14 protein-coding genes are annotated in these 13090 nt (G+C 44.0%); 4 read left to right on the top strand and 10 right to left on the bottom strand.

Annotated features, from left to right (window positions below; genetic code table 11):
- Positions 1 to 40: 40 nt before the first annotated feature.
- Positions 41 to 454 carry a 6-carboxytetrahydropterin synthase gene (locus C7475_RS25145; RefSeq protein WP_110056178.1) on the bottom strand — a complete coding sequence of 138 codons (414 nt, stop codon included), beginning with the start codon at positions 452 to 454 and terminating at the stop codon, positions 41 to 43.
- A gap of 85 nt (positions 455 to 539) precedes the next feature.
- On the opposite strand from C7475_RS25145, the gene mqnB reads away from it, so the two are divergent.
- Both mqnB and C7475_RS25135 read left to right on the top strand, forming a co-directional pair.
- Positions 540 to 1190: a futalosine hydrolase gene (mqnB, locus tag C7475_RS25140; RefSeq protein ID WP_110056177.1), complete on the top strand. Its 651-nt coding sequence runs from the start codon at positions 540 to 542 to the stop codon at positions 1188 to 1190.
- Positions 1181 to 1966, top strand: coding sequence for a 1,4-dihydroxy-6-naphthoate synthase (locus C7475_RS25135; RefSeq protein WP_110056176.1), 786 nt, complete (start codon positions 1181 to 1183; stop codon positions 1964 to 1966). Before mqnB ends, C7475_RS25135 begins: the two co-directional genes overlap by 10 nt.
- A 108-nt stretch (positions 1967 to 2074) precedes the next feature.
- On the opposite strand, the gene C7475_RS25130 is transcribed toward C7475_RS25135, so the two are convergent.
- The 9 genes from C7475_RS25130 to C7475_RS25090 all read right to left on the bottom strand — a co-directional run bounded on the left by C7475_RS25130 (position 2075) and on the right by C7475_RS25090 (position 10763).
- Positions 2075 to 3352, bottom strand: coding sequence for a deoxyribodipyrimidine photo-lyase (locus tag C7475_RS25130; protein ID WP_233259957.1), 1278 nt, complete (start codon positions 3350 to 3352; stop codon positions 2075 to 2077).
- A gap of 168 nt (positions 3353 to 3520) precedes the next feature.
- On the bottom strand, positions 3521 to 4357 hold the full coding sequence (locus C7475_RS25125; protein ID WP_110056174.1) for an aminotransferase class IV: 837 nt from the start codon (positions 4355 to 4357) through the stop codon (positions 3521 to 3523).
- A 730-nt stretch (positions 4358 to 5087) separates the two neighbouring features.
- A complete protein-coding gene (locus tag C7475_RS25120; RefSeq protein WP_110056173.1) occupies positions 5088 to 5747 on the bottom strand; it encodes a 3-oxoacid CoA-transferase subunit B in 660 nt (219 codons plus the stop codon).
- A 39-nt stretch (positions 5748 to 5786) separates the two neighbouring features.
- Positions 5787 to 6482, bottom strand: coding sequence for a CoA transferase subunit A (locus C7475_RS25115; protein WP_110056172.1), 696 nt, complete (start codon positions 6480 to 6482; stop codon positions 5787 to 5789).
- Positions 6483 to 6511: 29 nt separating this feature from the next.
- On the bottom strand, positions 6512 to 7087 hold the full coding sequence (locus C7475_RS25110; protein ID WP_110056171.1) for a DUF4296 domain-containing protein: 576 nt from the start codon (positions 7085 to 7087) through the stop codon (positions 6512 to 6514).
- Between the two features lie 27 nt (positions 7088 to 7114).
- Positions 7115 to 8089: a DUF4835 family protein gene (locus C7475_RS25105; protein WP_110056170.1), complete on the bottom strand. Its 975-nt coding sequence runs from the start codon at positions 8087 to 8089 to the stop codon at positions 7115 to 7117.
- Positions 8090 to 8110: 21 nt separating this feature from the next.
- Positions 8111 to 9373: a bifunctional phosphopantothenoylcysteine decarboxylase/phosphopantothenate--cysteine ligase CoaBC gene (coaBC, locus tag C7475_RS25100; protein ID WP_110056169.1), complete on the bottom strand. Its 1263-nt coding sequence runs from the start codon at positions 9371 to 9373 to the stop codon at positions 8111 to 8113.
- An 80-nt stretch (positions 9374 to 9453) separates the two neighbouring features.
- Positions 9454 to 9795 carry a DNA-directed RNA polymerase subunit omega gene (locus C7475_RS25095; protein WP_089779550.1) on the bottom strand — a complete coding sequence of 114 codons (342 nt, stop codon included), beginning with the start codon at positions 9793 to 9795 and terminating at the stop codon, positions 9454 to 9456.
- Positions 9796 to 9818: 23 nt separating this feature from the next.
- Positions 9819 to 10763 carry an outer membrane protein assembly factor BamD gene (locus C7475_RS25090; protein ID WP_110056168.1) on the bottom strand — a complete coding sequence of 315 codons (945 nt, stop codon included), beginning with the start codon at positions 10761 to 10763 and terminating at the stop codon, positions 9819 to 9821.
- An 899-nt stretch (positions 10764 to 11662) separates the two neighbouring features.
- Between C7475_RS25090 and mraZ the strand changes: the two genes are divergently transcribed.
- Both mraZ and rsmH read left to right on the top strand, forming a co-directional pair.
- Entirely contained in the window at positions 11663 to 12130 is a 468-nt protein-coding gene (mraZ, locus tag C7475_RS25080; RefSeq protein ID WP_089828277.1) for a division/cell wall cluster transcriptional repressor MraZ, read from the top strand.
- A gap of 6 nt (positions 12131 to 12136) precedes the next feature.
- Positions 12137 to 13045 carry a 16S rRNA (cytosine(1402)-N(4))-methyltransferase RsmH gene (gene rsmH / locus C7475_RS25075; RefSeq protein ID WP_110056166.1) on the top strand — a complete coding sequence of 303 codons (909 nt, stop codon included), beginning with the start codon at positions 12137 to 12139 and terminating at the stop codon, positions 13043 to 13045.
- Positions 13046 to 13090 lie beyond the last annotated feature (45 nt).

Here is a 13090-nt window from a genome sequence, read left to right as displayed (position 1 = left end):
AACAATTCCTGAAAGTACCAGGTATGGGATATATAATCGCTTATTTACCTCCAAAGTACTCAACATAGATGCGAGGCGTCTCATACAGCTTAATGCAATGTAATGCCACGCCAGCAGGCAGATGAGGTGTTAACTGGTCCCAGATGCCTATAGCGAGATTTTCGGCAGAAGTGAATTTACCCACCATAAAATCAACATCCATATTCAGATTACGATGGTCCAGCTTCTCAACTACATAATCCTTGATAAGTACACCGAGTGTCTTTGCATTAAATACGAATCCGGTTTCCGGATCCGGCGTTCCCTTTACGGTTACGTGTAATTCGTAATTATGACCGTGCCAGTTTTCGTTAGCACATTTACCAAACACTTCCTCGTTCTTTTCCTTACTCCAAGCGGGATTGGATAACTTATGCGCCGCATTGAAGTTCTCCACACGCGTTAAATAGATCATTATTAACTCTATATTTTCCGCAAAAATACAATAATTCAACCACAACCTATCCTTATAGAAAACCAAAAGCGCCTACCTTTGCACCATGAAAATACTGGTTACCGCTGCTACTCCCTTTGAAATCCAGCCTTTTATGGACCATCTGGCCGGAAAGAACTACCAGAATTGCCAGGTAACCACCCTGATCGGCGGCATCGGCATGATGCATACCGCTTACCAGCTGGGCAGGCAGTTTGCCTTATCACGCCCCGATTTTGCTATTCAGGCCGGTATTGCAGGCTGTTTTGACCATTCCTGGGAAATGGGAAAGGTGGTGATCATCGAGAAAGAGCAGCTGGGCGACCTCGGCGTAGAAGACGATCAGGCATATAAAGACCTGTTCGACATACAGTTATGGCAGCCCGACCAACCGCCTTTCATTAATAAACAGCTCATCAATCCGCTGAAAGACATACCCTACCTTCCGGAGCTGCCAACTGCCACGGGTGTGACCATCAATACCGTCAGCGGTAGCGAACGTACCCGTCAGTTATTGGTCGACAAGTATGATCCGGGTGTTGAAAGTATGGAAGGAGCCGCTTTCCATTATGCCTGTCTCCAGGAAAAGATCCCTTTTCTGCAATTACGGAGCATCTCCAATTATGTAGAAGTAAGAGATAAAAGCAAATGGAAGATCCAACTCGCTATTAAAGAATTGAATGATACATTGATTAAATATTTTGAACGATGGAACTAACATTAGGATTCTCACCATGCCCGAATGATACATTCATTTTTGATGCGATGGTGAACAACAAGATCGATACGAAAGGTCTCACATTCAATACGCAGCTTGAAGACGTTGAAACACTTAACAAGTGGGCGATGCAGGGTAAACTGGCTGTTACAAAACTCAGCTTCGGCGTATATCAGAAAGTGAAAGACCAATATGAGTTACTCAATAGCGGCAGTGCTTTAGGCAGAGGTTGCGGACCATTGCTCATTGCTAAAAAAGATATCCCGCAGGAAAAGATCAAAGACTGTAAAATTGCTATTCCCGGAGAAAATACAACTGCTAACTTACTCTTCTCAATTGCATTTCCTGAAGCAAAACAAAAAGAGGTGCTCGTCTTCTCTGATATTGAAAATGCAGTGTTAGATGGCAGAGTAGATGCCGGTGTGATCATTCATGAGAACAGGTTCACCTATCAGCAGAAAGGTCTTGTTAAGATCATTGATCTTGGCGAATACTGGGAAAGCACGACTGGCAGCCCTATTCCTTTAGGAGGGATCTTTATCCGTAAAGATGTTCCTGATCATATCAAACAACAGGTAGATCAGCTCATACACGACAGCCTTCAATATTCTTACAAACACTATCCCGCATTATCTTCCTATGTAACTGCTCATGCGCAGGAAATGGACGAATCTGTAATGCGTCAGCACATCGATCTCTATGTAAATGATTTCAGTCTTGGTCTTGGCGATGCTGGTAAAGCCGCCGTTGACAGACTGATGTCAGTATATGCATAAAAAATAATACGCTGAAATAAAAATAGCCCACAGATGACTGGCAATTGTCTGTGGACTATTCATATCTCAATGGTTATACTTCTTCCGCGCTTCTCTTATTACGATGACCTAAGAAGCTAATGCGGCCTTATAAACTTCGAGCACTCTTTTGCGGGCCTGTTCATGTACAACCATTGGCTTCACATAAGTCAACTCCTGAAACTCAGGCACCCATTTTTTTATATATTCAAAAGAAGGATCAAAACGTTGTGTTTGTAATGTTGGATTGAACACGCGGAAATAAGGTGCAGCATCACACCCCGAACCTGCGGCCCACTGCCAGTTTCCATTGTTTGCAGCAAGATCGTAGTCAAGCAGTTTCTTTGCAAAATAAGCTTCTCCCCAACGCCAGTCAATCAACAAATGTTTTGTAAGAAAACTAGCTGTGATCATACGCACGCGGTTGTGCATAAATCCCGTTGTATTCAATTCACGCATACCTGCATCTACAATAGGATAACCTGTTTGTCCGTCACACCACTGCTGAAATTCATGTTCATTATTCCGCCATTGTATATTATCATATTCACGGCGGAAAGAATGTTGTACAACATGCGGGAAATGCCATATGATCATCTGAAAGAAATCACGCCAGATCAATTCACCAAGAAATGTTTCATTCAACTCATTGGCGCGGCCAGCCAGTTCGCGTATGCTAATAGTACCAAAACGCAGATGCAGTCCGATATGTGTCGTCCCTTCAATACCAGGCAGGTCGCGGGTCTTATCGTAGTTCTTTATCACGCTGTCCTTTATTCTGACGGATGGGAATCCTCTATCTCCTGCCATGAATCCGATAGCACGCAAACTGGGCACCTTCTTAATTTTCTGTTTGAAGAAATTTCTGAAATAGTTTTCTGTGGGATAAGCTTGTAAAGAATAATCATTCAGCAATGTTTTCCATTTTTTACTATACGGTGTAAATACCGTATATGGCTGTCCGTTATCTTTCAAAATTTCATTCCGGTCAAAGATGACCTGGTCTTTGTACTGATGGAAGCCGATATTCTTTTCCTTCAATTGCTTCGCAATATCTGCGTCACGTTTAACAGCATACGGCTCATAGTCAATATTGGTGAACACTTCCTGCACATCATACTGTGTAGTCCAGTGCTCAAACGCCTGTTGCGGTGTACCGTAATAAATATCTAATGTGCTACCAAGTTTACTGAGTTTCACTTGCAGATCTTCGAGCGTGTCATGAATAAAAGTGACACGTCTGTCATGTTTATCTTCAAGGTCATTCAGGATGTTTGTATCAAACACAAAGACAGGTACAACAGGAGCCGCAGATTTCAAAGCGTGGTACAACGCTGCATGGTCAAGCAGACGTAAGTCACGTCGCAACCAGCATAAGTTTATAGTTGGAGGCATAAGAGTGGTTAGTTTTGCATTCTCAAATAAACAATCGCAGTACAAGATAAATCGGATGGAACAAAAAAAGTGCTGCTAAAAATGTGCCACTGCCATGCAGGTTCAGTAAAGTGTAGTAAATAAGTAATCGTATATTTTTATCTATAATCCTTCATGGATCAGTTCGTGTAATATTACCGCAGTAGCGTTCCCATAACTACTTTCACGGAATGAACCGACCCAGCGGATACCGGTTACAGCATTGGTAAGAAATATTTCATCCGCAGTCTCAAGATCTGCTACCGTAACGGGCTTTTCAGTAACTGAAAAAGGAAGGTCCATCCGCAGTAAGTTTCTGCGCATTACACCACATACACCTCCTTCAGATAATGGCGGCGTGATGATCTCCTTTCCATGCACAATAAAAAGATTAGCAATTGTAGTATCAGCTACCCTTCCACATGGGTTCAACAGCACTGCTTCATTAACGCGGTGTTGTTTTGCATACATGGCAGCCATTACATATGGCAGGCAATTATTCGATTTTATATAAGAGTATTTATCGCTAGCCTTTCTCACATCAGGGAAAATATCCAACTTCAGTCCCTTTTCATTTAACTCCAATATTTGCCGGTCCAGTTCCCAACTCTGGATAATGAAATTCGGAAGGTTATTAACAGGGTCATATAGCCCTCCGTCTGACCTGAAAACTGTCAGCCTTACCCTGGCCAGCCGCTCATGACCATTCCTGCTGCAAAGCTCTGTAATGAGCCTTGTAAAATATGCTTTGGTGAACTGCTGGGGAACATCAAAATGAAGCAGGTTCAGACTGGACATCAGCCGTTCAAAGTGTAGGTCGGACAATAAGACACGTCCCTGGTAAACCCGCATAGTTTCGAAACAACCATCTCCATAACGGAAGGAACGGTTATCGGCCGTTAAGATAGGTTCGGACGCCGCAATAAATTTACCATTATAACATAGAAACCCTGATTGCACTTCGAACTCTTTAGCTTTTGATTGGACTGTTAAGGTACGGAAAATTAATGGGGTAAAAATGGGTAGCGGTTACCCGGCCTTACGCCGGATAACCGTCTTTTTTCACATAGGACAGGGGGTCTTCCCCGCTCGGCAGGGATGAACACCTGTTAATACTGACAACCCAATATTTGGATATTGCTGATTACAGAGACCTTTCCGGTTTACGCACAAAGCCTGATGATAGCCTGGACGCCACGACATGTGGCACCGTATTCTTTCATAATTAAAATGGTATAGGATAAATAGGACACTTCGAACAATCACATGACAGGAACTATACGTTCCAACCGGCACTATACGGCGCCTGTAATCATTCAGTATTCTTTTCCCTTCGGGATAGATACGTACGTGGTCATAGTTTCATCAGGTTGCTTGATTCTCTAAACGTCAGCGACAATTTTCACAATGCTATTTTAATATGTCGACTTAGATGTTGGATTTTCCTCACAGGAATTTAATATTCTGATATCGGTATCTCTGCTTTCGAATGCTGTTTACGATCTTTTCTGTTATATAAAATGCTAACAGTAATGACATCGCAAAGATGCTGATTTTGTTTTATTCTACAATAGCAAGTTAAGGGTATTGTAAATATGAGGGATAATACTTATGAAAAAATAAAAAGCTAGGAATTAAGAATTGAATGCTGAGATCTGTTACAGCTTTTCAATACTTAATTCCTGATGTATTAACTGAGTTTCATCTCCGGTATCTCTCCTTCAACAACCAGCCTTCCCGCTGTCTTGGCAACGATCTCCTCTACGCTTACCCCCGGAGCTCTTTCAAGTAAACGGAAGCCTTGCGGAGTAATATCCAATACAGCCAGCTCGGTTACCACTTTCTTTACACAGGAAACGCCCGTAAGAGGTAACGTACACGTTGGTAGTAATTTGCTTTCTCCCTTCGGATTTGTATGCATCATTGCAACGATTATATTTTTTGCTGATGCTACCAGGTCCATTGCCCCTCCCATTCCTTTTACCATCTTACCTGGTATTTTCCAGTTGGCAATATCGCCTGCATCAGATACTTCCATAGCGCCCAATACAGTAAGGTCGACCTTTCCTGCCCTGATCATGCCGAAGCTTTCAGCAGAATCAAAAAACACACCGCCTGGCAGCACTGTTACCGTTTCCTTTCCCGCATTGATCAGGTCTGCATCTATCTCCTGTTCCTCCGGATAAGGGCCCATACCTAACAACCCGTTTTCAGATTGTAACATGATAGAAATGCCTGACGGGATGAAATTGGCTACCAGCGTCGGGATACCGATACCGAGATTCACATACATACCATCGCGCAGCTCCTGTGCTATTCTTTTGGCAATGCCATATTTATCTAAAGACATAATGATTTTCAGATTTGAGGTTGCAGTAGCAGTGAGGGATCAACCCATTTTTACGGTTTTCCGCTCTATACGTTTTTCATAATTACTTCCCTGGAAGACACGGTGTACATAGATACCCGGTACATGGATATGGTCAGGGTCCAGCTCTCCCGGTTGCACCAGGTGCTCTACTTCGGCAATAGTGATGTTGCCTGCCTTTGCCATAGAACTGCTGAAATTACGGGTGGTCTTGCGGAATACCAAGTTACCCATTGTATCGCCTTTCCAGGCTTTAACGATGGAGAAATCTGCATGTAATGCCAGCTCCATCAAATACTGCTTGCCGTTGAATTCGCGCGATTCTTTTCCGGCAGCTATTTCCGTACCGTAACCTGCGGGCGTAAAAAAGGCAGGAATGCCCATGCCTGCCATCTGTATACGGGTAGCCAACGTTCCCTGGGGTATCAGGTCCACCTCCAGTTCACCGGAGAGCAGCTGACGTTCGAATTCAGCGTTCTCTCCTACATAAGACGAAAGCATCTTTTTGATCTGCCTTGTTTTCAGCAGCAGTCCGAGGCCAAAATCGTCCACGCCGGCATTATTGGAAATACAGGTTAATTGTTTAATACCCTTGCGTACTAAAGCGGCAATACTGTTCTCGGGGATGCCGCATAAACCAAATCCGCCCAGCATCAGGGTAGCGCCATCGCGGATGTCATGCAATGCTTCGTCAGCATTAGCTACAACTTTGTTCATGTTTTGGTGATGTTTTAAAAAGGGCGGCTTCAGCGCTTCGGTTTGGCCAATCTGTTCAAGGGTACATGCTTCTTTGGCGAATTGTCTTTAGGCATGGACTCAAGCTTCTTTGGCAGATTATCGAAATTGATGCCTCTCTTATTTTTCTTAACAAATGGAATTAATGTATCCTGTTCAATTGAAATTAGGCTATTATTATTAACCGGCAAAAGGTTACGCCGGTTTGTCACATACTCTTTCCGCCGCTCGTTGATGTCAAGCATGTTCTTATCATTTGACACAATTGCAAACATCATATCGTATATCACCTTGAATGCATTAGGATGCGCCTCGTAATACTGGTAGCTGTGATTGAACTGTTCGGGGGTCAGTTTATGCATATCAAGCACCTGACGAAAATATACTTTCACACGTTTCTGACGTATTGAATCATGGACAAGCAGGTTCGCCTGATCATCTGTAATACCACTATATGCGTCCGCCAGATTTAAATCCAGCAGCACATCACGCATTTGTTCTTTGGATATTACGTCCTTTGGCACTCTGTCCGCTTCCCCGCATGCCGTTATCAGCAACAGCAGGCAAACTGCAATAATTCTATACATAATTAAGTCCTTCTTCAAAAAGCAAAGCTATTTCATATTCTGGTATTTCGCCGCATTAGTGACGTCCATCTGGGCTAGCAATTGTGCGGCGCGGGATCTTTCCTGCGGAGGCGATTTGGCAAAGATCTTCTGCAGTTCATCCGCTTTGGCAGTAAAGAACGTTGCCATCAGCATAGAATTGGGTATATCCTGGTATATGGCATACAACATGTTCAGGCAGTTCATCAACGTATTGCGCCCCTTATTCATATCCTCATACATCATGTCCAGTCCCTGCCGGTGATATTGATACATCACATCATGAAAGCGGGCGAATTTCACATTTAGCAGATTGTCCTGCAACCAGTAGCGGTTCCTGTTGCCCTCGAAAGGCTTCCATCCTGAGATTTCCTTCCCGTCGGGTGCACTGGTCACTATATTCAGCGCTTTCTTGAAGAAATCATCGCCTCCCCTCGCGGCAAAAGAATCTGCATCCAGTCCCAGGATGATGTAAGTATAATAAGCCAGGATCGCAGTCAGGTTAGACGCCAGCGGATCATTTCCCACTACGCGGTTATCACTGAATTCCAGCGGTTGAAATTCTACATAACGGAATACCACGTTCGGGTCCTGCGTATTCAGGATACTGCTTAAGTATCCGGCGTTGTATACCGGCCTGGTAGCCTGTATTGTCAGGGTCGCCTTAAAAGTATTGTTGCCAAGATCTTCAGTAATATTGAGCAGGAAGTTACATTCAATGCGTTCAGCCGGCGTATATGACTCATCGGTCCACCTGCGGCCGTTCAGGAATTCCCTGATAGAATTCTGAAGGGTAGTAAATACCTTCCTGCTGGTATTATTATTTACCAGCCTGCCGGTGGTGACAGTGACATTTGCACGAAGCTCCTGTGCCTGTGCAGGCATCAGGGCCAATAAGGTTCCTGCTATTAACATGATGAGCGCAAAACACCAGGTCCTGTGTTTTGCAAACCATAAGTGGGCGTTATTTACCATTGTGATCATTCTATTATATAGAGCACGTGTTTAAACTACCAGGGGAACACTGTTATGGTGAAGGATATCCACAATAGCAGTCACAATATCCTGCGCCACCTCCAATTTTGATTTCAGCGGCAGGTCCCTTGCATCTCCTTTCTTGTCGAACAAGGTCACCTTGTTGGTGTCATGATTAAAGCCTGCACCTTTATCATTCAGGGAATTCATTACCACGAGGTCCAGGTTTTTCTCACGGAGCTTCTTTAATGCATATTCCTTTTCGTTATTCGTTTCGAGCGAGAATCCGACCAGCACCTGTTTATCGGTACGGGTAGCACCCAGCGTACGCAGTATATCTTTCGTTTTTTCCAGCTCCAGCGTCAGTGCATCTCCCTCTCCTTTCTTCATCTTTATATCGGCCACATGTTTCGGACGATAGTCTGCTACTGCTGCTGCCATTACAATAACGTCGGCCTGGGTAAAATGGGCGGCGGCGCCATTGAACATATCTTCAGCAGTAACTACCCGGATGGTATTTACAGCAGGGTTACCCGCCGACAGTCCCGTAGGACCAAGTACCAGGGTCACATCAGCTCCGGCAGCTGCCAGTTCATCAGCAATAGCGATCCCCATTTTCCCGCTGGAATGGTTACTGATATAACGTACAGGGTCCAACGGTTCTTGCGTAGGACCGGCAGTTACCAGCGCTTTTTTTCCTTTGAGCGGAAGATCGGTTTTACCAACCTGTTGTTGATCAATATGCTGTGTAGTGAGGCCGCTAAAATGTTCCTGCAGATACTTCACAATATTTTCCGGCTCCGCCATACGGCCTTCACCGAACAAGCCACTGGCCAGTTCCCCTTTTTCAACCGGCAGCTGCCGATGCCCGTATGACAACAGTTTACTTATATTGTTCCGCGTAGCGGGATGATGCCACATATCTTCGTCCATCGCCGGGGCAAAAAGCACCGGACAGGTAGCGGAAAGATAGGTGGCCATCAACAGGTTATCGCATGCACCATTGGCCATTTTGGACAGGGTGTTGGCTGAAGCTGGTGCTATCAGCATCACATCCGCCCAGCGCCCCAGCATCACATGATTGTTCCAGCTCTGGTTATCACTGATGGTTACGGGCACTTCATGTTTGGACAATGTAGCCAGGGTAAGCGGCGTGATAAAGTCGCAGGCGGACGGGGTCATCACAACTTTCACGTCTGCACCTTCTTTTACCAGCAGGCGTACAAGTGTAGCTGCTTTATAGGCAGCAATACTGCCGGATACACCCAATAATATTTTCTTTCCTTGAAGCATAACCGATGGCTATTAAGCAAAAAAGGCGGCAGAAATATGTTCCTGCCGCCATGAAGTTAGATATTTTTCAGTCAAACTACTTAACTATACAAGTCGTCGTCGTTCCTGCGGAAGTAGATCTTATCTTCCAGGAATTCCTGTGTAGCCTGGATAGCCGGATTAGCCATCCTCTCATAGAAACGGGAGATCTCGATCTGCTCTTTATTCTCATGCACTTCCTCCAGGTTATCTGTGTGGCTGGCAAATTCTTCCAGCTTGGAGTGCAGTTCTTCCTTCACAGATATGTTGATCTGGTTGGCGCGTTTCGCGATCACTGCAATAGATTCATACAGGTTACCAGTTTTGCTCTTGATCTCGGTAGTACTTTTGGTTTCTACCATCGGATTGATGCTACTGGTGAGACCTCTTTTTATTTTGCTCATTCTCCAGGGAATTATTGTGTTTATTAATTGTTTTTAGTTTCTGTTTCGGCTTTTTCAGATTTCTTTGATTTCTTCTCTGATCTGTCCGATTTTTCTGCCTTGTCAGCCGCTTTTTCAGCTTTCTTAGCTTCTTTTTTCAAACGCTCCGGTTTTGTAGTTGTATAACTTTCAAGCGTTTTGATATTGCCTTGTGCTAAGGTATAATATTTTTCGGCATCCCCCTTTAACTTACTGGACGGGTAATGGTCGGCAAAATCCAGGTATTCTGACAGCACATCATCGTAACGTTCCTTCTGCTTTTCCCAGATGCTGTTCTTGGCGTATTGGTAATAAGCCTTGATAGCCATATACTTATACTCATCGCTCTTATCCGAATCAGGGTAGTTACGCTGCAGGCTCTTAAAGGAGATGGCTGCTGCTTTGTAATATCCTAAGTTATAATATAACTCTGAGTTGTTGTATTCTTTCTTTTCCAGCTTCCTGCGGCACAGTTCGATCACGAGGTTAGCCTCTGGCACTTTATCGGAAGTCGGATAGTTGTTGATGAAGGTCTGCAGGGCAGCGATCGCTTTCTGGGTATTGGTCTGGTCCAGCTGTACCTTCGGGGACTGTTTATAATAGCAGTAAGCCTGCATGTAGTCCATTTCAGTCGCTCTCGGGCTGTTCGGGAAGTTGTCCAGGTAGTTCTTGAAGTAGAATCCTGCCTGTACATAGTCTTTCAGCTTATAGGAGCAGTAGCAGTAGTTATAATAGATAGGCTCATACTTGTCAGTTCCTTTATATACCTGGAACAGAGACTCGTACAACCCCTGGGCTGCGGTATACTTCTTTTTAGCATATAACTTGTCAGCATATGCCAGCTTGGCTTCGTAGTCTTTGCTTTTTTCAATTCTGCGTAGCTCGGCATTACAAGATACCATAGCTGTTGCTGCCACAAAGAGACTGATGTATAAAACTAATTTCCGCATAAAGAGGGCAAAGTTAAGAATTAAATGTAAATGTAAGATTGGGCAGGAATCGAAACTGTTAAAATTTTGTAAAAGCCGGGGCCGGCAGAAAGGCATTTTCTGTTCTAAGACCTCCACTTTTTACCACCGGGATCAAAATCCTCCACTTTTTACCACGAAAACCTTTCCCCCCACTTTTTATCACGGAAAAAGGAAAATGGGCCGGATCACCACTTTATATTGTGTTTTACCTCTTGAAGTCCACCTTAAAGGCATGGATAAAGCATATATAAGGTATGGCAAAGGCATATTTCTGATACCGGAATAGGTTTACACTGTTTTAAGGTGTAAACCCATTTCAGGACTATACAACAAGCTTTATACAAGCTTTATCTTACGTTCATCCTACGTCTTTGAACGTAAGATGAACGTAAGTTAAGCCTTGTATGACCCTTATATAATCCTGGTAAAATGAGGAAACAATTGGAACGGGATTAAGCCCGGACTATACCGGGATTAAAAAGATTATCAGGCTTTCGCGTCCTGAACGGATTCCAACCTCTAGAGTAGAAATCATACTAAAATAGTTATTAATCAACATTTTACGAGAAATAAAACATATATTGATAAAATATTATATAAAGCATACATAGATATTATTTCGTCGTCGCCAGATGGTATAAAAGCCCCCTCTACAGAATGGCTACTAGGTTACAAACACAAAACCCACACTTATAAACACATTATTAACACAATATCCACATCAATTCACACTGATTGCACAATAAAACTCACACAATCCAATATTATAGGCAAAAATCCACTGTGGAAAAAATTTATATTTCATTTTTTCGTTAGAGAGTGGGAAAAAGTGTTATTTTGTGTTAGAAAATGTTTTTCAAGGACTTTCGCCCCCAAGTATGACAGGCTTTCTCGGTGAATATGAGGCTACGCTGGATGCAAAAGGGCGCTTTCTACTACCCGCTGGCTTTAAAAAGCAGCTGGCAGAGAGCGCAGGGGAGCAGTTTGTACTGAACCGGGGGTTTGAAAAATGTTTGTCTTTGTATCCCATGAATGAATGGCAGCCAATTTTCGAGCGTATCAGTAAGTTGAATGACTTCGATCCGAAAGTTAGGGAATTCCGGCGCTATTTTCTGAATGGAGCTACAATATGTGAACTGGATAGTGCAGGAAGGTTATTGGTACCGAAGAACCTGATGTCATATGCCTCGCTTGAAAAAGACATTGTACTGGCGGCGGCAACCAACAAAATAGAGATCTGGGATAAAGGTAAATACCAGGAGTTCTTTGAAAATTTCTCACCAGGATCATTTAGTGACCTGGCCCAACAAGTAATGGGAGGCGGAGATAATAATATTTCGATTTAACCGAGTATGGAAGAAGGTTCAGCATATCATCTGCCCGTGTTACTGCAGGAAGTGATCACAAACCTGCAGATACGCCCCGACGGTGTATATGTAGATGCCACTTTTGGTGGAGGGGGTCATTCCAGGGCTATCCTGGAACAGCTAAATGAAAACGGCAGACTGGTCGTATTTGATCAGGACGAAGATGCATACAACAACCGGATAGATGACCCCAGGGTCACCTTCGTTCAACAGAACTTCCGGCACATGCAACGGTTCTTGAAATTATACAAATCTGTCCCGGTAGATGGAATTCTGGCTGACCTGGGAGTTTCTTCCTGGCAGTTTGATACAGCAGAAAGAGGATTCAGCACCCGCTTTGATGGTGATCTGGACATGCGGATGGATAAGCGTACCACGCAAACAGCCGCCGCACTCTTACAATCATCTACCGAAAAACAACTGCAACTGATCTTCCAGGAATATGGCGAAGTAACGAACGCCAGGACCCTTGCAAAGATCATTGTAACGGAACGCAAGGCAAGACCAATGCGTACCATTAGTGAATTCAAATCTGTAATTCAGCCGATAGTAAAAGGCAATCCACAGAAATACCTGGCACAGGTTTTCCAGGCACTGCGAATTGCTGTGAACGATGAACTTGGCGCCCTGAAAGACATTCTGACACAGTCAGCGGAAGTGCTGAAACCAGGCGGTAAACTCGCCATCATCACTTTCCACTCACTGGAAGACAGACTGGTGAAAAACTTTATGAAGATGGGACAATTTGAAGCACAGGAAGATACTTTCTCCTTCGAAACACCCCCGAAACTCTTCAAGTTAGTGACGAAAAAGCCGGTTACTGCCAGCCCCGAAGAGCTGAAGCGCAATACAAGGTCCCGAAGTGCAAAACTCCGGGTAGCCGAAAAATTATAAGACTGATTATGAATCCGCTATGCCAATGTGCTTGTTTGACAACAG

Origin of the sequence: Chitinophaga sp. S165 (assembly GCF_003182155.1) — a bacterium.
In the GTDB taxonomy this organism is placed as follows: Bacteria; Bacteroidota; Bacteroidia; order Chitinophagales; family Chitinophagaceae; genus Chitinophaga.
Note: the sequence above shows the minus strand (reverse complement) of the source record. Positions and strands in the feature narration are given on the sequence as shown.